Below are 19342 nucleotides of genomic sequence, written 5' to 3'. Positions count from 1 at the left end.
CGCTGAAAGAAGGCAAGGTTGGGGAGGAAAAGGCATTTCCTCCCCGGCCTTTCCGTCCTGTCAGCCCGCCCGCAGCAGGTCCAGCGTATGCCGGGCGATCATCCCTTCCTCGTCGGTCCGCCGCACCAGCACCCGCACCGCCGCGCCCGCCGCCGAGATCTCCGCCGCATTCGCCGCGTTGCGCGCCGGATCCAGCGTGATCCCGAGGAATTCCAGCCCGGCGCAGATCCGCGCGCGCAGGCCATGCGCGTTCTCGCCGATGCCCGCGGTGAAGACCAGCGCGTCGATCCCGCCGATCGAGGCCGCCATGGCACCGATCTCCCGCCGCACGCGGAAGGCGAAGTGCTCGAGCGCCCGCCCGGCCGCCTCGGTCCCCGCCGCCTCGATCTGCCGGACGTCCTGCGAGACGCCGGACAGGCCCTTCAGCCCGCTGCCGTTGTAGAGCAGCCTCGTCACCTCGGCCGTCGTCATGCCTAGCGCGTCGATCATGTGCAGCACCACGCCGGGGTCGATCTGGCCGCTGCGGGTGCCCATCGGGATGCCGTCCAGCGCGGTGAAGCCCATGGTGCTGGCGCGGCTGCGCCCGCCCTCGATGGCGCAGAGCGAGGCGCCGTTGCCGAGATGCGCCACCACCAGCCGGCCGGCGCCGAGCGCCGCGTCCTCGGCCGCGATCCGCCGGCTGATGTATTCGTAGGAGAGACCGTGGAAGCCGTAGCGGCGGATCCCCTGGTCGTAGAAGCGCGGCGGCAGGGCATAGGTCTCCGCCGCCCAGGACTGGGTCCGGTGGAAGGCGGTGTCGAAGCAGGCGACCTGCGGCACGCCGGGGAAATGCGCCGCCGCGGCGCGGATGCCGACTAGGTTGTGCGGCTGGTGCAGCGGCGCCAGCGGCACCAGCCGGTCGAGCGCCGCCATGGCCGCGTCGTCGATCCGCAGCGGCGCGGCGAAATCCGTCCCGCCATGCACCACGCGGTGGCCGATCGCCAGGATCGCCTCGCCCTGCAGCGCCTGGTCCAGGCCACGGACGATGACGCCGAGCGCTTCGGCATGGTTGGCCGGGGCGTCGCCGCCATCCCAGCGATGGTCGGCCAGCACCTCTCCGGCGGCGTTCCTCGCCACCAGGTGCGGCGCGGCCCCGATGCCCTCCACCTGGCCGCCGAAGCGCGGCTCAGGGCCTTCCGGCATCGCCGCGAAGCCCGCGAACTTGAGCGAGGAGGAGCCGGCATTCAGCACCAGCACGAGGCCGCCGCCATCAGCCGGCATGGTGCGGCCCGGCACCGGCAGGAATCGCACCGTCCGTCCTGGCCGAGGCCGCCGGCCGGTGGTGGCCGCGGGCTTCGAGCGGATCGCCTACCGCGGCCAGCGGGATTCCGCCGGCTTCCTTGGCGGCGAATACGCCAGGTTCCGCCCGGTGGTGCAGGCCGCGGGGCCGAAGCCGGGGAACCGAACGGGGCTGCGGCGGACCACTTCCCGGTCCGGACGCCGGTCCGCTGCCACGCCGCGCTCGCAGCGCCGATCCACGCGCCCATGTGCGAAACACCCTCAATCCTCCGCCGCCAGCAGCCCGCGAAGACGCGCGCTGACCGCCTCGGGCGCCGTCTCCTCGACCGCCTGCTGCAGCAGCCGCAGCTGCCGGCGCGTCGCATGCAGCTGGTCGAGCAGGGAGAGCACGACGGGCATCGCCTCCTCGTCGAGCTCGAGCGACCTCAGCTCGACGATCAGCCGGACGCGGGCGACGTCCATCTCCTGGAAGACCCAGCCGCCGGGCGCGCCGCCTGGGCGCAGCCAGCGCAGCTCGACCCAGCGGTGGATCTCCGCCTCGGCCAAGCCGAGGCTGCGGGACAGCGCCTGGATGTCGGTCATGCGCCCTCCATGTCGCGGCGGGGATCGATGGGGTTGGCCGGCGCCCAGTCGCGCAGGAAGGCCTCCAGCGCCGCGTCGGCGCCGGCCAGGGTGACGCGCAGCGTGACGTAGAGATCCCCGGCCGGACGGCCGGCATGCGCCGCGACGCCGCGGCCGCGCAACCGCAGCTTCGTGCCGGTATCGGAGTGCGGCGGGACGGCCATGCTCACCGCCCCGGTCGGCGTCGGCACGGTAACGCGGGCGCCGAGCACGGCCTCCTTCAGGGTGACCGGCAGCTCGAGGCGGATGTCGTCGCCCTCGCGGGTAAAAAGCGGATGCGGGCGGAGCTCGATCTCGATCAGCGCGTCGCCCGACGGCCCGCCGTTCAGCCCCGGGCCGCCCTGGCCCTTGAGGCGCAGGGTCTGCCCCGTCTCGATCCCCGGCGGGATCCGGACATCAAGCGTCCTGCCGTCCGGCAGCGTCAGGGTGCGGGTGGCGCCGGTGACGCCGTCGAGGAAGTCGACCGCCAGGGCATAGCGCGCATCGGCGCCGCGGATCCGCAGCCCCTCGGTGCCGCCGCCGCCGCGGCGGAAGAGGTCGCTGAAGATGTCGCCGAAGGGATCGTCCTCCTCCGCGCCGGGGCGGTAGCGGCCGCCGGCGGCGGCATCGGCGTAGCGGTGGTAGCGCGGCGGCTCGGGCGCCACCGGATCGCCGGCGGCATCGATCTCGCCGCGATCGAAGCGGCCGCGGGTTTCGGGGTCGGAGAGCAGGTCATGCGCCGCGTTGATCGCCTTGAAGCGGTCCTCGGCGGCCTTGTTGCCGGGGTTGAGGTCGGGGTGGTGCTGCTTGGCGAGCTTGCGGAAGGCCGCGCGGACCTGCTCCGCCGTGGCGTCGCGCGCCAGGCCGAGCGTGGCATAGGGATCGGGTGGGGGATTGGGGGGCATTGCCATCCGCGGGATCGAGGGCCGGAGCGAGGAAGCCTAACGCAGGACGGGCCGGGCGGCTCAGCACGGGTGCCGGCGCGGTGCGCGCCGCGGGCGTGGCGGCGAAGCGGAATGTCCCCGGCGGGATTCGAACCCACGGCCCCCAGATTAGGAATCTGGTGCTCTATCCGGCTGAGCTACGGAGACCCGAGAGGACGCATACCACGCCCGGCCCGCCGCTTGAAGCACCCGTCCCGTCCGGCCGCGCAAGCAACCCCCGCCCGTCCCTGCCCGTTGCCCTGCCTCATCCAACAGGAGGCACCATCCCCATGGCAAGTACCGCCCAGGACATCTACCTCACCGGCCTGCGCAACGCCCATGCGCTGGAGGCCCAGGCCGATCAGCTGCTTTCCCGCCAGGTCGAGCGGATCGAGAACTACCCGGCGATGAAGCAGCGCCTGCAGCAGCACATCGAGGAGACCCGCCGCCAGTCGAAGCGGCTGGAGCAGATCCTCGGCGCGCATGGCACCAGCGAGAGCACGCTGAAGGACCTCGCCACCGGCTTCATGGGCAACATGGCGGCGCTCGCCCATGCCCCGATGCAGGACGAGATCCTGAAGAACAGCTTCGCCAACTACGCCTTCGAGCATTTCGAGATCGCCTCCTACCGGGCGCTCATCGAGATGGCCGGCGCGGCGGGCGACCAGAAGTCGATCCCGCTGCTGCAGGAGAGCCTGCAGGAGGAAATCTCCATGGCTGAATGGGCCGGGCAGCACCTGCCGGAGGTGGTGAACACCTATATCCGGCTGGAGACCCAGGGCCAGAAGTCGGGCATCTGATGCCGCTCCGGCGGGGGGCCTGCCCCCGCCGCTAGCCTCTGCGGCGGAACCGTTCCACCGCGCTCACCAGCGCGGTCCGCACTCCCGGCTCCAGCGCCGAATGCCCGGCATCCGGCACAACGGTCAGCCGGGCGCGCGGCCAAGCCGCCACCAGGTCGAAGGCGGTCTCGGGCGGACAGACCATGTCGTAGCGGCCCTGCACCACCTCGGCCGGAATATGGGCGACGCGGTGCATATGGGCCAGCAGCCCGCCCTCCGGCAGGAACAGGTCGTGCGCGAAGTAGTGCGCCTCGATCCGCGCCAGCCCCAGCGCGGTGCGGTCCTGCGCGAAGCTCGCCACCGTGTCGGGGCTCGGCAGCAGGGTGGAGCACGACCCCTCGTACTGGCTCCAGGCCCGCGCCGCCGGCAGGTGCACCAGGGGGTCGGGGTCGCAGAGCCGCCGCAGGTAGGAGCCGAGGATGTCGCCCCGCTCCTCCGGCGGCAGGTGTTCCACGAAGGACGCCCAGGCATCCGGGAAGACCCGGCGCAGCCCGGTCAGGAACCACTCGACCTCCGCCGGCCGGCCGAGGAAGACGCCGCGCAGCACGCAGCCCGTCACCCGGTCCGGATAGGCCTGCGCATAGGCCAGGGCCAGGGTCGAGCCCCAGGACCCGCCGAACAGCAGCCAGCGCTCGATGCCGAGCGACCGCCGCAGCGCCTCGATGTCCTCGACCAGGTGCGGGGTGGAATTGTCGCGCAGCTCGCCGAGCGGGCGGGAGCGGCCGGCGCCGCGCTGGTCGAAGATCACCACCCGCCAATGGCCCGGGTCGAAGAAGCGGCGATGCACCGCCCCGGCCCCTGCGCCGGGCCCGCCATGCAGGAAGAGCGCGGGCTGGCCGCGGGGATTGCCCACCTGCTCCCAGTACATCACGTGGCCGCCCGACAGGGGCAGCAGTCCGGTCTCGTAGGGAGCGATATCGGGGAAAAGGTCGCCGCGCGGCATGGCCGCACTATCCCCACAGGGCGCGCCGGGAGCAACACCGCCAGCGCCGGAAAGACGCAAACCGCGCCATGTGGCATCCGATCGTGCGGCCCCCCCTTCGCCTTTTGCCCGGGCATGCCTAACTTCCTGGCGATGCCGGTCCCCTCCTCCGCCCCCTCCCGACCGCCCGCGGCCGAAGCGCTGCCGCGCTGCGCCGTCTGCGGCACCGGCAGCCGCCAGCCGCCCTTCCGGCCCGACCCGCCGGAACAGGCCCCCGACCTCGACCTGCGGCCGGGGGAGCCGGTGCGCTCGACCATGGCGCGCTGGCTGCAGCAGTGCCCCTCCTGCGGCTATGCCGCGCCGAACATCACCAAGGCGCATCCGGCCGCGGCCCAGGCGGTCGCCGCCGCCCCCTTCCGCGCCCTGCTGGCCGAAAGCGGCTACCCGCCGCTGGCCCGCCGCTTCCTCGCCTGGGCGCATGTGCTCGAGGAGACCGGCGCGCTGCATGCCGCGGCCGAGGCGACGCTGCATGCCGCCTGGGTCGCGGACGATCTCGGCAAGGACGACCTGGCCCGGATGTGGCGGCTGGATGCGGTGGCGCTCTGGCGCGGCGGCCCGCCGCTCGATTCCGAGCAGACCGTGCGGATCATCGACGCGCTGCGCCGGGCCGAGGCCTGGAACGATGCGGCCGCGACCGCGGAGGGGCTGGGCCTCGCCGATCCGCCGGAGGCCGTGGCCCAGGTGGTCAGCCTGGAGCGGCGGCTGATCGCGGCGCGCGATGCCGCGCGGCACACGGTCGCCACCGCCCTGCCGCCGCCGGCCCGGCGCCCGCATGTCTCGCACCAGGCTGCCCCGCCCCGGACCACGGCGCGGGGCGAGGGGTTCGTGGCGAAGCTGCGCCGCTGGCTGCGCCGGGGCTGACGCCACGGCGGCGGCGCCCTGGCCCGACCGGGCCATTTGTTATATTATAACGCAATGCTCCCCCGCCGCACCCTGCTCGCCCTGCCCGCGCTGCTCCCCCGGCGGGGGCATGCCCAGGCGCGCCCCACCCTGGTCGCCGCCTTCTCCATCCTCGGCGACATGGCCCGGCAGGTCGCCGGGGAGGATGCCCCGATCCGGGTCCTGGCCGGGCCGGAGGCCGACCCGCATTCCTTCCAGCCCCGCCCCTCGGAGGCCGAGGCGATCCGCGGCGCCGGCCTCGTGCTCCGCAACGGGCTCGGCTTCGAGCCCTGGCTCGACCGGCTGCTGCGCGCCACCCGCTTCGCCGGGCCGGTGGTGACGGCGACCGCGGGGATCACCCCGCTGCCCGCCGAGCCCGGGCATGGCCACGGCGCCGGCGCGCCGGACCCGCATGCCTGGCAGGATGTGCGCCTCGCCCAATCCTATGCCCGCGCCATCGCCGAGGGCCTCGCCGCCGCCGAGCCCGGGCGGGCGCCGGCGATCCGCGCCGCGGAGGCCGCCTGGATCGTCCGGCTGGCGGCGCTCGATGCCTGGGTGCGGGACCGCATCGCCACCGTCCCGGCGGAGCGCCGGGTCATGGTCACCAGCCATGCGGCCTTCGGCTACTTCGCCCAGGCCTACGGCGTGCGGGTGCTGGCGGCGCAGGGCATCGCCGCCGATGGCCAGGCCTCGGCCGCCCAGGTCGCGGCGCTGATCCGGCAGATCCGCGCCGAGCGCATCACCGCCGTCTTCATCGAGGGCCAGCGCAGCCGGGCGGTGCTGGAACGGCTGGCCGCCGATGCCGGGGTGGCGGCACGCGGCCGGCTCTATGCCGACACGCTCTCCCCGCCGGAAGGGCCGGCGCCGGGCTACGAGGCGATGGTGCGGCACAATCTCGGGCTGATCGTCCCCGCCATGCTGGGCTGAGCCCAGCGGGCAGCAGGATCGCCAGGATTTGCGCGGCTGCGCCGCAAAGCTGCGCCATCCTCCGGAGAACCGGGGCCCGCCAAGACCCCGGGTCAGGGAGACCGCCCATGCTCGGCCTGATGCAGCGCCATCCGCTCCTGCTCTCCTCCATCATCATCCATGCCGCGCGCCACCACGGCAGCGCCGAGGTGGTCTCGGTGATGGGCGACGGCGGCATCCACCGCACCGACTATGCCGGCATCGAGCGCCGGGCGCGCCGCCTCGCCCGGGTGCTGCAGCGGCTGGAGGCGCGGCCGGGCGACCGCATCGCCACCCTCGCCTGGAACGACCACCGGCACCTGGAACTGTACTACGCCGTCTCCGGCATGGGCGCGGTCTGCCACACGGTGAACCCGCGCCTGGCGCAGGACGACCTCGCCTTCATCATGAACGACGCAGCGGACACGCTGCTGTTTGCCGATCCCGGCTTCGCGCCGCTGGTCGCCGCGCTCGCGCCGCAGGTGCCCTCGCTGCGCGCGGTGGTGCTGCTCGGCGACCAGGCCGCGATGCCGGCGCTGCCGCTGCCCGCGGGCATCGCGCTGCACGCCTACGAATCGCTGATGGACGAGGCCGCGGAGGACTATGCCTGGCCCGCCTTCGACGAGGAGACCGCCAGCGCGCTCTGCTACACCTCGGGCACCACGGGGCGGCCGAAGGGCGTGCTCTACAGCCACCGCTCCGCCATGCTGCACGCCTATGCGTCGAATACCGCGGATGCCTTCGGCTTCCGCGCCACCGACCGGGTGCTGGTCGGCGCCGGCATGTTCCACGCGACCGGCTGGGCCATGCCCTATTGCGCGCCGATGGCGGGCGCGGCGCTGGTCCTGCCGGGGCGCCATCTCGACGGCGCCGCGCTGCTGCGGCTGCTGAACGCCGAACGGGTCACCTTCGCCTCCGCCGTGCCGACCATCTGGCTCGGCGTGCTGCAGGAGCTGGAACGGACCGGCGGCCGGCTCGAGACGCTGCGGCGCGTCGGCAGCGGCGGCTCCGCCGTGCCGCGGATGATGTTCGAGGAACTCGGCCGGCACGGGGTGACGGTGCAGCAGGCCTGGGGCATGACCGAGACCAGCCCGCTGGTGACCATCAGCGCGCCCCTGCCCGCCCATGCGGCGCTGCCGCCGGAGGAGGCCATGCGGGTGCGGCTCAAGCAGGGCCGCGTGGTCTGCGGCGCCGACATCCGCATCACCGATGCCGAGGGCGCCGAGCTGCCCTGGGACGGCGTCGCCTTCGGCGACCTGCAGGCGCGGGGACACTGGGTCGCCCGGGAATACCTGAACCGCGGCGCCGAGGGCGCCGCCGACGCGGCGGGCTGGTTCCGCACCGGCGACGTCGCCACCATCGACGCGGCAGGCTTCGCCGAGATGGTCGACCGCTCGAAGGACGTCATCAAGTCGGGCGGCGAGTGGATCAGCTCCATCGCGCTGGAGAACATCGCGGTGTCCCACCCCGACGTCATGGAGGCCGCGGTGATCGCGGCGCGGCACCCGAAATGGATGGAGCGGCCGCTGCTGCTGGTGGTGCCGAAGCCGGGGCGGCAGGTCACGCCCGAGGCGGTCACCGCGCTCTATGCCGGCCAGGTCGCCAGCTGGTGGACGCCGGATGCCGTGCTGGTGCTGGAGGAGCTGCCGCATACCGCGACCGGCAAGCTGAACAAGCTGGCGCTGCGGCAGCAGTACCAGGACCACCTGCTGCGGGGCGGCGAGCGCCCGGCCTGAGCCGGCTGCCTGAGGCCGGGGCGGCTGCCGGCGCACGACCGGGCCGGCGGTCCGGGGCATGCCGTGCGGAACCCGCGCGGCCGGCCGGGGTTCGCGCCCGGCAACCCGGGCCGGAGACATGGACCCCGCTATCACCGCGCTGCTCGCCCCCGGCATTCCCCCCGAATGGCTCGCCCCGCCCGACCTCGCCACCGCCCGCGCGGCGCAGGTGGCGCTGGCCGCCCGCGTCCTGCGCGCCGATGCGCATGGCCCGGTGCGGCTGCTGGGCGGGGTCGACATCAGCAACAACCGCTTCGACCCGGAGGGACGGATCTATGCCGCGGTCGTCGTGCTGGAATGGCCGGGGCTGCGGGTGGTGGAGACGGCCGGGGCCGAGGCCCGCGCCAGCATGCCCTATATCCCCGGCTTCCTCGGCTTCCGCGAGGTCCCGGCGCTGCTCGCCGCCTGGGCGAAGCTGGCGGCGAAGCCCGACCTGGTGATGGTCGACGGCCACGGCATCGCGCATCCGCGGGGCTTCGGCATCGCCGCGCATCTCGGCGTGGTGCTGGACGTGCCGAGCATCGGCGTCGCCAAGTCGCCGCTGGTCGGCCGGCCGGAGGCCGAGCTGGGCGAGGCGCCGGGCGCCACCCAGCCGCTGGTCTGGAAGGACCAGCGGCTGGGGACGGTGCTGCGCAGCAAGCGGCGGTCGAACCCGCTCTGGATCTCCACCGGCCACCGGGTCTCGCCCGAGGGCGCGCTGGACTGGGTGCGGCGCTGCGACACCGGCTACCGGCTGCCGGAGCCGACCCGGCAGGCGCACCTGGCGGCGAACGCGGTCCGGCGCGCGGGGATGGCGGCACCCCCGGCGTCGGGGTAAGCCCCGCCCCATGCCCCCCGCCTTCCACAAGCTCTGGCTCTTTCTCGGCGCCATCGCCGGGCTCGGCGCCGTCGCCCTCTCGGCCTGGGCGGCGCATGGCGCGCCGGGGAGGCTCGACGCACATGCGCTGGCGGTATTGGACAACGGCATCACCATGCAGGGCTGGCACGCGCTGGCCCTGGTCGGCGCCGCACTCTGGGCGGAGCGCCGGGGGGGCTGGCTGGCGAACCTGGCCGGCGCCGGCTTCGCAGCCGGGCTGCTGCTGTTCTGCACCGGCGTCTATGCCAGCGCGATCGGCGGCGTCTCGCTGGGGCCGGTGGCGCCGGCCGGCGGCACGCTGCTGATGGCGGGCTGGGCGCTGCTCGCCGCCTCGGCGCTGCGCCGGTGACCGAGGGTCCCATCGGCGCCGCCTACCTGGCGGCCGAGGGCTTCGAGCCGGACTTGGCGGAGGAGCTGCGCCTGGCCGGCCGCACCATCACCGCCTGGCACGGCCGCCTCGCCCTCAGCCCGGAGCCGGCGGCGCCGGTGGTCTGGGCGCTCGAGGCGTGGTGCGACCCGCGCGAGCTGCCGGCGCCATCCGTGAAGGCCACCGCCGACGCGCTGCGCGGCATCCAGCGCAACTGGGCGCTCTATGCCGCCGCGCACCACCGCCGCGCCGCGCTGATCGAGGAGCGGCTGCCGCCGGTGAAGGCGAAGCCGCTGGCCTTCCCCGAACCGGCGCCGACCGGGCATCTCGGCGCCTGGACCCTGCTGGCGCCGGACCGGTTGCTGGCCAGCCCGACCAAGACCAGCCCCTTCGTCAACGGCGAGGTCCGCTTCGTCGAGGACAAGGCCGGCCCGCCCAGCCGCGCCTACCTGAAGCTGTGGGAGGCGCTGACCCGGGCCGGGCGCTGGCCGCTGCCGGGCGAGACCTGCCTCGACCTCGGCGCCTCGCCGGGCGGCTGGACCTGGGCGATCGCCCGGCTCGGCGCGCAGGTGACGGCGGTGGACAAGGCGCCGCTCGACCCGGCGGTGGCGGCGATGCCAGGGGTCGCCATGCGGCAGGAGAGCGCCTTCGGGCTCGACCCGCGGGAGATGCCCGCGGTGGACTGGCTGTTCAGCGACATCATCTGCTACCCCGCCCGGCTGCTGGCCCTGGTGCGGCGCTGGATGGACGCCGGACGGGCGCGGCACTTCTGCTGCACCATCAAGTTCCAGGGCGAGACCGACCATGCCGCCTGCGCCGAGTTCGCCGCCATCCCCGGGGCGATGGTCTTCCACGGCGCGCACAATAAGCACGAGGCGATGTTCGTGCGGCTGGGGGATAGCGGTCCGCCGTTGCATTTTCGAGCACGACGTGGGATAGGAATGCAGTCAAAGCTGGCGGTGTCCGGCCTTTGTCCGAGCGGTGCGGCGAGGCCGGATTGAAGCGGCTCAAATCCTCATTTCCTCAATCCGTTCCTCCGCAAACGCCCGGAGATCCTGGGTAGCCTCGCAGAAGTCCCGAATCGGCCTCAACCGGATTGAGCGGAATAAAGCCGCCGGCCCGGGCACCTGCAGCGGTCCGCGGTCATGGGCGGGCGCGGCATCGCTGCAGGCTTTCGTTTCCAGCGCGGATCAAGGCGTCCGGGCGGTCAAGCCGTCCCGCCGCCTGCTCTATCCGCCGCGCTTCGGCAGCTCTTCCAGCTGCCGCTTCACCTGCCTGTCCCGCTCGGTCAGCGGCACCGGCTCGGCCGGGGCGACGCCTTCCGGCACCGCGTCGCCCGGGTCGCGGTCGGGGCGGGATTCGATGTCCCTGGCGTCGTCGCCGACCGCGCTGCCGGGGCCGGGGATGCCCTCCGGCACCGCGTCGCCGGGGTCGTGATAGCCGGGGTCGCTCGGGTCATGGGTCGGCTCGGCCGGTTCACGGCCCTGCTGCGGCGGCTGCGCCATGGCGTCCTCCTCTCGGTTGCCGGGCCCAGACGCGCCGGGCCGCCGCCTGGTTGCCGCCGCCGCCGCCGACCGGCACGATCCGTGCGAACACGGGGAAGAACGCCATGCGCCTGACCATCCAGGAGGTCGCCGTCCGCGCGGTGGACGCGCCGCTCGACCCGCCGCTGCGCAACAGCCTGAACGTGATCCCGCGCGCCCCGCTGGTGATCGCCGAGGTGCGGACGCATCAGGGCGTGACGGGAAACGCCTATGTCTTCCCCTATACGCCGGTGGCGCTCGGCGCGACCGCGGCGCTGGTGCGCAACATCGGCGCCGGGCTGGCGGGGCGGGAGGTCGCGCCGGCGACGCTCTGGGGCGAGCTGCACAACGCCTACCGCATCCTCGGCACCGAGGGGCTGGTGCAGATCGCCCTCTCCTGCCTCGACATGGCGCTGTGGGACGCGCTGGCGCGGGCGGCGGGGCAGCCGCTCTGCCGGCTGCTGGGGGCGGAGCCCCGCCCGCTGCCGGTCTATGCGTCCCTCCGCGGCTGGGGCGCGGCCATGCTGGCGGAGGAGGCGGGCCGGGCGGTCGCCGCGCTCGGCGCAAGGGCGGTGAAGTTCAAGCTGGGACAGCCGCGGCTGGCGGACGACCTGGACACGGTGCGTGCCGTCCGCGCCGCGGTCGGCGAGGGCGTCGATATTCTGGTCGACTACAACCAGGGCCTGACCCGGCCGGAGGCGGAGCGGCGCGGCCTGGCGCTCGAGGCGCTCGGCGTGCGCTGGCTGGAGGAGCCCTTGCCGGTCGACGACGATGCCGGCCTGGCCGGGCTGCGCGGCCAGTTGCGGGTGCCGGTGCAGGGCGGCGAGAATTGGTGGGGCCCGAAGGGCATGGCGCGCGCGCTGGAGGCCGGCGCGGTCGACCTCTGCATGCCGGATGCGATGAAGATCGGCGGCGTCACCGGCTGGCAGCAGGCCGCGGCGCTGGCGGCGGCGAAGCGGATCCCGATGTCGTCGCACATCTTCGTCGAGGCCAGCGCGCAGCTGCTGCCGGCGACGCCGACGGCGCATCTGCTGGAACACCTGGACGTCGCCGGGCCGCTGCTGCGGACGCCGCTCGTGGTGCGGGACGGGATGGCGGAGGTCCCGGCGCGGCCGGGGCTCGGGCTCGACTGGGACGAGGCGGCGCTGGCGCGCTGGGCGGCGGATGCCTGAACGGCGCCTGGCCTGGCTGCTGGCGCTGCTGGCGCTCGCTGGCTGCACCGGCGGCATCAGCGGCATCCGCCTGCCCGGCGGCCCCGCCCGCGGCAGCATGACCTATGACGAGGCGATGGGCGCCCGCAGCGGGTTGACGACGCTGGACCGGATACCGGCCACGGAGGCGCCCGGGCGGCGCTGAGCACCAGGGGCCGGGAGCACGGCGGCCAAACCCACGTCGATGGATGCGGGGCCGGGGAGGATGCCGCCTCCCCGGCCTTGCCCCGCCCGGGCAGCACCTGGGCGCCGCACTGGACCCGCACGCGCCGCCCGCTACCATGCGCCGCCAACACGCCCGGGGACCCGAAGCCATGCGCGCACTCTTCGTCGATGCCAACGACTCGCTGGCCGAGGTGACGGAGAGGCTGCTCCGCCCCGGCGACCCGGACGTTGCCATCCACCGCGACCCGGACATCGCCGCGGCCGACCTGCCGCGGCTGCTCGCCGGCCATGCCATCGCCATCGACGACCACACGCCCTTCCCGACCGACATCGTGCGGCAGTGCCCGGAGCTGAAGCACATCGTCTTCCTCGGCACCGGCGCCCGCAGCTACATGAACCCCGAGGAGCTGGAGGCGATCGGCGTCCGGGTCCATATCATCAAGGGCTACGGCGACACCGCCGTCGCCGAGATGGCCTTCGCGCTGCTCTGGGACGCGGCGCGGCAGACCGCGATGATGGATGCGGCGATCCGCGCCAACGATTGGCCGCGCGTGGTCGGCATGCAGCTCACCGGCAAGACCATCGGGCTGATCGGCACCGGCGGCATCGGCGCCGAGATGGCGCGGCTCTGCGCGGGGATCGGCATGAAGGTGCTGGCCTGGAACCGCTCGCCCAAGGCGATGCCGGGGGTGGAGTTCGTCTCGCTGGACCGGCTGCTGGCCGAGAGCGACGCCGTCTCCCTGCACCTGCTGCTGAACGACGAGACGCGCGGGTTCCTCTCGGCCGCGCGTCTCGCGCAGATGAAGCGCGGCGCCATCCTGGTGAATACCGCGCGCGGCGCGGTGGTGGACGAGGCGGCGATGTGCGACGCGCTCGAGAGCGGGCAGCTCGGCCATGCCGCGCTGGATGTCTTCGTCGAGGAGCCGCTGCCGGCCGGCCATCGTCTCCGCGGCATCCGCAACGCGACGCTGACCTCGCACGCCGCATTCCGCACGCCGGAGGCGAGCGACAACCTGATCGGCGCGGCACTGGACCATTGCCGGCGGATCGTGAAGGAAGGGAGGTAAGCGCCGTCCCTGGGCGCGACTCGCAGGCGGGGTCCAGTGGGGACCCTGTTCTCCCTTTGGCAGAAGCATCCAGGGTTGGTCCGGCCGGATGCGCCGCACCACGCGCATAGGCCCGCCTGGCGGAATGGTAGACGCAGCGGACTTAAAATCCGCAGTCCGCAAGGGCGTGGGGGTTCGAGTCCCCCGGCGGGCATGCCCCCCCCCCCGATGATCGGGCTTTTTCCTCGTGCCGTCGGAACTTGCCGGAAGGCATCGCCTCCGGGACGGTGACCTGCCACCGGCGCCGCCAGGTTGAGGGACAGCGAAACGACGCCGCGACCGGCTTCGCGGCCCTGGGCCGTGTCATGCCGGCTCGGCCGAGGCCGATCCAGGCAATGACGCGACGCGGAATAGGGCGGGGCAGACGAGGCCGACGGCGTCGCGGCTCGATCGCCTCCGACGGCCGTCGATCTTCCTTTGCCCTGGCGGCGGGACGGCGCAGTATCCACCGCAACCCAGGGAGCACGTCACATGGCCACCGGCAGCGTGAAATGGTTCAACGCCGATAAGGGCTTCGGCTTCATTCAACCCGAGGGCGGCGGCAAGGATGTCTTCGTCCATATCACTGCCGTCCAGGCCGCCGGGTTAAGCGGATTGAACGACGGCCAGCGGGTCAGCTTCGAGGTGGTGAAGGAGCGCGGCAAGGAAGCCGCGGCCAATCTCAAGCTGGTCTGACGGCACCAGCGCCCCGCCATGCCCCGGGGCGTCGCCTGTGTGCCCTCGGCCACGGCGGCGCCCCGGGGTTTCGCCCATGCGGCTGCGGGACATGCTGCATCCCGCGGCAGGCTCGTGGCGCGTGCAGCCAGCGCTGCGGGAGGCAGGCATGACGCTGACGCTCGTGTCCTCGGGCGATGATCGCGCCCGTGCCATCCGGGACCACCTGCTCCCGCTGGTGCGCCGCGACGGCAGCCAGGAGGTGCAGCGCGATGCCGTGCGGCTGATCTCGCTCCGGATCGGTCCCTGGAGCATCGTCCACTGGACCCCCTTCAACGAGCTGGCCAGCGGCGAGGCATCCTCACCAGGCTACCGGCATGCCCTCGAGCGGCAGCAGGCGGCGCCGAGCCTGCCATACGGCATGGAGGTGTCGCGCGACGGCACCAAGCTGCTCGGCATCCTCTGGGCGGACGACGGAAGCTGGGACATCGTCAGCTTCCAGCGGGGACCGTGGGAGAAGGATGCGCTCAGCCTGTGACGGCACGGCCATGCCGGCGGCCGTCACGGCCGGCCGGCACATCCTCTCTGCCGCGGAACCTCGCGCCCTTATGAATCACGCGGCCTGGCCATCCCCCGCGGCACCTGCCGGGCCTCCGCCGAGACCTTGCCCTCGGCCTGGGTGGACCGCCGTTGAACATGGGATGCCATGTCGGCGGAGGTGCCGAAGACGGTTTCGACACCCCAGGGATAGGCGACCTGCCAGCGGCTTGGCCCCGCCTCGGCCCGTCCCATGCGTCGCGCCTCGATGCCGCCGATGGGTGTGGACACCATGACGACGTCGCCCGAAGTTTCGGCCATCGCTTGCCTCCCCTTCACCCGGCTGGCGCCGGTCCTCGGGAAACGGCTGCAGCGCCATCCGGTTTGAACGGCAACGGAGCGGCGGCCGATGGCGGGAATACCGGTCGATGCGGTCCGGTCACGCGTCGGGCGACGCCGGCTATGGTCGCCGACGACGGCGGCGTTGCCAGGCCGCGCGCAGCCGGCGCCACGACCGCTCGATCCAGCGGGCCGAAAACTCCAGCGGCGTCTTGAGCCAGGGCACGTCGTCGCTCATGAGGGCGAGCCCGAGCGGAAGCATCCACAGCCCGAGCACCGGCAGGATCGAGAAAATCCCTCCCGCCATCAGGGCGACGGCGGCCAGCAGCCGCGGCCATCGCCGCGGCGGATGCCGCAGCCAGGCGACGGTCGCCCGCCCACGGTCGGGCAGCCTGGTCAGAAGACGCGCCACCCTGGCGTCCCAGGCAGCCGCGGTGACAGCGCTCATGCGCCGATGCCGCACGCGTCCGCGCCGCGCATCGGCCCAGCAGCGCCGCCCGGACGGATCAGCGAACCGCGCCGTTGTGCCCTTGCCGGGAGGACGGCCCGGCTGCCCGGCCGGGATGTCGCCTGCAGGCCGGTCGGTGCAACCCGGCTCCGCCGCGCAGGAGCACCCAAGCGGCTAGCGCAGCCCGAAGAAGGACAGGACGGCCACCACGACGACCACGAGACCGACGATATAAATGATGCTGTTCATGGCTGCTGCTCTCCCGTTTCGACCGGTCAAACCGGCCATCCCTGCGGACCGTGTTTCAGACCGGCCAGAGCCGATGCGCGTGAAACGCAGGCAATCTGGCAACGGAACGGCAAAGCCATGGAGATGACGCGATCGGGATGGCCCGCGCGCCCGGCACGCGCATCGTTCCGGCAAATATGGTTCCATTTGGCTTGCGAGCATGGACCACGGCAGCCAGCGGCTGCACGTCCGGTGACTTCGGCGCCACTCGCGCGCATCGGCCAGGCACGGCGGGCAGAGCCCCAGCCAGCCCTGGGCTGCGCTTCGGGCCTGGATGGCCGGCGGCAGATGCCGGCCATCCAGGCCAATTTGGATGCCGTTCCGGCGATCGCCTCCGCCGGCATTGGCGGCAGGGGTCAGAAGATGTGGCCGGCCGGCCGGCTGCTGCCCTCAAGCGCGGTGGCATAGAGCAGCCAGCCCCAGTCGCGCGGCAGCATTTCCGGCATGAGGCCCAGGCGCGGCGTCACCAAGTCGGGCGCCGGCATGCCGGCCAGGATGCGCGCCTGGCGCAGCCGGCGTGCGGTCGCGCCCTCCCCCCGGCCCAGCCCGGCCCAGATGACGCCGGAGGAAGGCTCGACCAGATCGAGGCCGAGTTCGTTCGCATGCAGCCAGGCGCGGCTGCCGGAGGCGGCGGCGGCATGGCTGCGGCCGCCGGCCAGCGCCAGGGCGCGCAGCGCCATCGGCCCGATGCTGTGCTGCTGCACCGAGAGCACGGGATAGCGTTCCGCGACCTCACCGCCGCGGCTGTCGTGCTGCGCCCACCATTGGCCGAGCGGGCCCTGCGCGGCCACCATCCGGCTGCCGACGCGGTCGGCCAGCAGGCGGCGCTCCGGATCGCCCAGCACCGTCGCGGCGAAGGCCAGGGCCTGCAGCGCGAAGGCCTGGTCGCTGAAGTCGGCTATGTGCCGGCGCAACCGCAGCCGCAGCGGGGCGGCCGCGGAGGCATGCGCGAAGCGCAGCGTCTCGCGGTTAAGCCGGCTTTCCAGCTCGCGCAGCGCGGCGATGGCCGCCGGGCGCAGCGCCGGCACGCCGGCATGCAGCAGGCCGCTGGTCAGCCAGGCGACCTCGGTCGTGGTCATGCCCGGCAGCGCGAGGTCGAGTTCCTCCGGCGCGAAGCCGGCTTCCGCCAGCAGGGAAAGCGGCGCCAGGGCGCGCAGCGCGCCATTGGCCCAGAGCACCAGGCCGACCGCGCCCGGCTGCGCCTCGTCCCGGATGGCGGCGGCGAGGCGACGGCAGAGCCCGGCGGCGTCCGGCAGGACGGCCCGCGGCGGGATGCCGGCGCGGCCCAGGCCGATGAGGCAGATGGCGGAGCCAGCCAGGGTTTCGGGGCCCGTCATCGGCACCCAGGACGCATCGCGCACCTGGCGGGCGAAGCGGCCGCTGCGCGGGTCCAGGCAGTCGCGCAGCCGGGCGATGCAGAGGTCCTGCAGATTCTCGATACGGGTGGCGAGGGCCTGGCTCATCGGGCGCTCCGTCAATCGAGCGGCGCCGCGGCGCCCCCCACCACCCGGGATCCGCCGTCCCGCTGCCGCGGTCCTGCCGGGGGAACGGCCCGCCTGCCGCGCATCCACCCCCCCGACCGCCGGGACGATAGGAGGGGAGGATGAAGACAAAGCGTAACCAGCCCGTGTTGCGTCGCACCCTGACGCGCACGTGAAATCGCGTGACTATTTCTGCAGGACGTAGGTTCCCGGCGCGTCGCAGAGCGGCGGATGCGCATTGTTGCCCATGCCCGGCGGCTTCGCCTTGCGGCCCGAGCGCTCGGCCAGCCAGGCCGACCAGTCGGTCCACCAGCTGCCGTCATGCTTCACCGCGGCCCGCTTCCAGGCACCGGCGGTCTCGGCCCCGGCCTCTGCGGTCCAGTAGCTACCCTTGCCGCCCGGCGGGTTGATGATCCCGGCGATATGGCCGGAAGAGCCGAGGATATAGCGCACCTTGCCGCCGGCGAGCCGGGTGATCTGCCAGGCGGCGTCCCAGGGCACGATGTGGTCCTTCTCCGCGCCGACGGCGTAGATGTCCTGCTTGATCGCACCGAGGTCGAGCGGGTGGCCCTTCAGCACCACGCGGCCCGGCACCATCAGGTTGTTCTCGACATAGGTGTTGCGCAGGTACCAGGCATGCGCCGCGCGGGCCATGCGGGTGCCGTCGCTGTTCCAGTAGAGCAGGTCGAAGGCTGGCGGCTTCTCTCCCAGCAGGTAGTTGTTCACCACGTTCGCCCAGATCAGGTCGTTCGAGCGCAGCAGGTTGAACATGTTGGCCATCTCGCGGCTGTCGAGGTAGCCGCGCTGCATCATCTGCGCCTCGATCGCGTCGATCGCCCCATCGCCGAGGAAGATCGCGGTGTCGCCGACGCGGGAGAAATCCTGCAGGGAGACCATGAAGGTCACCGCGTTGAAGCGCTTGTCGCCCTCGGCCGCCAGCCAGGCCAGCACCATGGCGAGGAGCGTTCCCCCAATGCAGTAGCCCATGACGTTCAGTGTCTCGGACCCCGTGATGTCGCGCACCACATCGCTCGTCTCCAGCACGCCGAGGTCCATGTAGTCCTCGATCGTCGTCTCCTCCATCGAGGCATCCGGGTTGCGCCAGGAAACGACGAAGGTGGTGAAGCCCTGCCTGACCAGGAAGTCGACCAGGCTGTTCTTCGGCTGCATGTCCATGATGTAGTACTTGTTGATCCAGGGCGGCAGGATCAGCAGCGGGCGGGCATGCACGTTGGGGGTCTGCGGGGTGTACTGGATCAGCTCGACCAGCTTGTTCCGGTGCACCACCTTGCCTGGCGTCAGCGCCAGGTTGCGGCCGGGGGCGAAGGCGTTCTCGTCCACCATGCTCAGCCGGCCGGCCTGCAGGTCCTCGATCAGGTTGCGCGCGCCGTTCGCCAGGCTGGCACCACCGGTTTCCATCGCCCGCTTCAGCGCCACCGGGTTGCTGGCCAGCAGCAGGGTCGGGCTCATCGCATCCACGAACTGCCGCAGGTGGAATTCCAGCCGCTGCCGCTCTGCCGCATCCAGGCCGGGCGAGGCCTTGCCGCGCTGCACCAGCCAGTCGGAGGCGAGCAGGTAGGATTCCTTCAGCGTGCGGAAGACTGGGTTGGCCTGCCATTCCGGCGCCGCGAAGCGCTTGTCGTTGGCCGGCTTGCCCTCGGGCGGCGCCTCGCCCAGCCAGCGCTTGCCCGCTTCGCCCCAGGCATCGAGCGCGGCGCGGAAGACGTTGGCGCCGAGCGCGGTGGCGGAGGCGAGCGTCGCCGCCGGATCGGAGAAGGATTGCAGCCAGACAATCCGCAGCGCCCGGGCCACCTCGGCCCAGTCGACCGGGATGACGTCCCGCATCGGGTTGGCGTTCCACATGGAATCGACCGACTTCAGCAGCGGATCGCGGTCGATCAGCGCCTTGGCCTGGCGCAGCGCCTCGGCCACCGCGGCGTCGCTCAGCATGCCGGCGCCCTGGCTCGCCGGCATCGCGGCGGTCCAGGAAGCGAGCGAGGCGAGCATCGCCTCGGCGCCCGGGATGCTGCTGAAGCCGCTTGGCCTGCGGTCCTCGCCGGTTTTGGTGTCGGCCATGCTCACGCCCTCCCCAAAAGTCGCCATCCGGCGACGCCACCTGCCGCAACGCGATGCGCCCGCCGCGGTT

The 19342-nt window shown here is 73.1% G+C and carries 21 protein-coding genes and 2 tRNA genes; 13 read left to right on the top strand and 10 right to left on the bottom strand.

Going from position 1 to position 19342, the window contains the following annotated elements; translation table 11 throughout:
* Positions 1-60: 60 nt before the first annotated feature.
* From E2C06_RS11600 to E2C06_RS11585, 4 genes are all read right to left on the bottom strand, one after another.
* Positions 61-1290, bottom strand: coding sequence for an acetate/propionate family kinase (locus E2C06_RS11600; protein ID WP_241671226.1), 1230 nt, complete (start codon positions 1288-1290; stop codon positions 61-63).
* Between the two features lie 249 nt (positions 1291-1539).
* Positions 1540-1860: a chaperone modulator CbpM gene (locus E2C06_RS11595; protein WP_133288767.1), complete on the bottom strand. Its 321-nt coding sequence runs from the start codon at positions 1858-1860 to the stop codon at positions 1540-1542.
* Complete coding sequence (locus tag E2C06_RS11590) at positions 1857-2783, bottom strand: DnaJ C-terminal domain-containing protein (RefSeq protein ID WP_133288766.1); 927 nt, start codon at positions 2781-2783, stop codon at positions 1857-1859. Before E2C06_RS11590 ends, E2C06_RS11595 begins: the two co-directional genes overlap by 4 nt.
* A 112-nt stretch (positions 2784-2895) precedes the next feature.
* Positions 2896-2969, bottom strand: a tRNA-Arg gene (locus tag E2C06_RS11585).
* Positions 2970-3091: 122 nt separating this feature from the next.
* Here E2C06_RS11585 and E2C06_RS11580 point away from each other — a divergent pair.
* Complete coding sequence (locus E2C06_RS11580) at positions 3092-3601, top strand: ferritin-like domain-containing protein (protein ID WP_133288765.1); 510 nt, start codon at positions 3092-3094, stop codon at positions 3599-3601.
* A gap of 31 nt (positions 3602-3632) precedes the next feature.
* On the opposite strand, the gene pip is transcribed toward E2C06_RS11580, so the two are convergent.
* Complete coding sequence (gene pip, locus E2C06_RS11575) at positions 3633-4583, bottom strand: prolyl aminopeptidase (protein ID WP_133288764.1); 951 nt, start codon at positions 4581-4583, stop codon at positions 3633-3635.
* Positions 4584-4697: 114 nt separating this feature from the next.
* On the opposite strand from pip, the gene E2C06_RS11570 reads away from it, so the two are divergent.
* From E2C06_RS11570 to E2C06_RS11545, 6 genes are all read left to right on the top strand, one after another.
* Positions 4698-5483 carry a hypothetical protein gene (locus tag E2C06_RS11570; RefSeq protein WP_241671225.1) on the top strand — a complete coding sequence of 262 codons (786 nt, stop codon included), beginning with the start codon at positions 4698-4700 and terminating at the stop codon, positions 5481-5483.
* A gap of 54 nt (positions 5484-5537) precedes the next feature.
* Entirely contained in the window at positions 5538-6428 is an 891-nt protein-coding gene (locus E2C06_RS11565; RefSeq protein WP_133288763.1) for a metal ABC transporter solute-binding protein, Zn/Mn family, read from the top strand.
* A gap of 107 nt (positions 6429-6535) precedes the next feature.
* Positions 6536-8182, top strand: a complete 1647-nt coding sequence (locus E2C06_RS11560) for a long-chain-fatty-acid--CoA ligase (protein ID WP_133288762.1) — start codon at positions 6536-6538, stop codon at positions 8180-8182.
* 118 nt (positions 8183-8300) lie between these two features.
* Positions 8301-9038 (top strand): deoxyribonuclease V, encoded by a 738-nt coding sequence (gene nfi / locus E2C06_RS11555; protein WP_133288761.1) that lies wholly within the window; start codon positions 8301-8303, stop codon positions 9036-9038.
* 10 nt (positions 9039-9048) lie between these two features.
* Positions 9049-9426: a DUF423 domain-containing protein gene (locus E2C06_RS11550; RefSeq protein WP_133288760.1), complete on the top strand. Its 378-nt coding sequence runs from the start codon at positions 9049-9051 to the stop codon at positions 9424-9426.
* Positions 9423-10445 (top strand): SAM-dependent methyltransferase, encoded by a 1023-nt coding sequence (locus tag E2C06_RS11545; protein WP_133288759.1) that lies wholly within the window; start codon positions 9423-9425, stop codon positions 10443-10445. The genes E2C06_RS11550 and E2C06_RS11545 overlap by 4 nt, the downstream gene beginning before the upstream one ends.
* A 228-nt stretch (positions 10446-10673) precedes the next feature.
* Here E2C06_RS11545 and E2C06_RS11540 read toward each other — a convergent pair whose 3' ends face one another.
* Positions 10674-10949, bottom strand: a complete 276-nt coding sequence (locus tag E2C06_RS11540; protein ID WP_133288758.1) for a hypothetical protein — start codon at positions 10947-10949, stop codon at positions 10674-10676.
* 104 nt (positions 10950-11053) lie between these two features.
* Here E2C06_RS11540 and E2C06_RS11535 point away from each other — a divergent pair, with 104 nt between their 5' ends.
* The 6 genes from E2C06_RS11535 (at position 11054) to E2C06_RS11510 (ending at position 14641) form a co-directional block, all read left to right on the top strand.
* Positions 11054-12139, top strand: coding sequence for an enolase C-terminal domain-like protein (locus E2C06_RS11535; protein ID WP_133288757.1), 1086 nt, complete (start codon positions 11054-11056; stop codon positions 12137-12139).
* Positions 12132-12323 carry a hypothetical protein gene (locus tag E2C06_RS11530; RefSeq protein ID WP_133288756.1) on the top strand — a complete coding sequence of 64 codons (192 nt, stop codon included), beginning with the start codon at positions 12132-12134 and terminating at the stop codon, positions 12321-12323. Before E2C06_RS11535 ends, E2C06_RS11530 begins: the two co-directional genes overlap by 8 nt.
* 169 nt (positions 12324-12492) lie before the next feature.
* Positions 12493-13410, top strand: a complete 918-nt coding sequence (locus E2C06_RS11525) for an NAD(P)-dependent oxidoreductase (protein WP_133288755.1) — start codon at positions 12493-12495, stop codon at positions 13408-13410.
* 110 nt (positions 13411-13520) lie between these two features.
* Positions 13521-13603: transfer RNA gene (locus E2C06_RS11520), tRNA-Leu, on the top strand.
* Positions 13604-13920: 317 nt separating this feature from the next.
* Complete coding sequence (locus E2C06_RS11515; protein WP_133288754.1) at positions 13921-14124, top strand: cold-shock protein; 204 nt, start codon at positions 13921-13923, stop codon at positions 14122-14124.
* Positions 14125-14272: 148 nt separating this feature from the next.
* Positions 14273-14641, top strand: a complete 369-nt coding sequence (locus E2C06_RS11510; RefSeq protein WP_133288753.1) for a hypothetical protein — start codon at positions 14273-14275, stop codon at positions 14639-14641.
* A 68-nt stretch (positions 14642-14709) separates the two neighbouring features.
* Here E2C06_RS11510 and E2C06_RS11505 read toward each other — a convergent pair whose 3' ends face one another.
* The 4 genes from E2C06_RS11505 to E2C06_RS11490 form a co-directional block, all read right to left on the bottom strand.
* Positions 14710-14961, bottom strand: a complete 252-nt coding sequence (locus tag E2C06_RS11505) for a hypothetical protein (RefSeq protein ID WP_133288752.1) — start codon at positions 14959-14961, stop codon at positions 14710-14712.
* Positions 14962-15100: 139 nt separating this feature from the next.
* Entirely contained in the window at positions 15101-15427 is a 327-nt protein-coding gene (locus E2C06_RS11500; RefSeq protein WP_133288751.1) for a hypothetical protein, read from the bottom strand.
* A gap of 644 nt (positions 15428-16071) precedes the next feature.
* Positions 16072-17178: a hypothetical protein gene (locus E2C06_RS11495; RefSeq protein WP_133288750.1), complete on the bottom strand. Its 1107-nt coding sequence runs from the start codon at positions 17176-17178 to the stop codon at positions 16072-16074.
* Positions 17179-17382: 204 nt separating this feature from the next.
* Positions 17383-19272 (bottom strand): PHA/PHB synthase family protein, encoded by a 1890-nt coding sequence (locus E2C06_RS11490; RefSeq protein WP_206664511.1) that lies wholly within the window; start codon positions 19270-19272, stop codon positions 17383-17385.
* Positions 19273-19342: the final 70 nt, after the last annotated feature.

Origin of the sequence: Dankookia rubra (assembly GCF_004355005.1) — a bacterium.
GTDB classification, from domain to species: domain Bacteria; phylum Pseudomonadota; class Alphaproteobacteria; order Acetobacterales; family Acetobacteraceae; genus Paracraurococcus; species Paracraurococcus ruber_A.
Note: the sequence above shows the minus strand (reverse complement) of the source record. Positions and strands in the feature narration are given on the sequence as shown.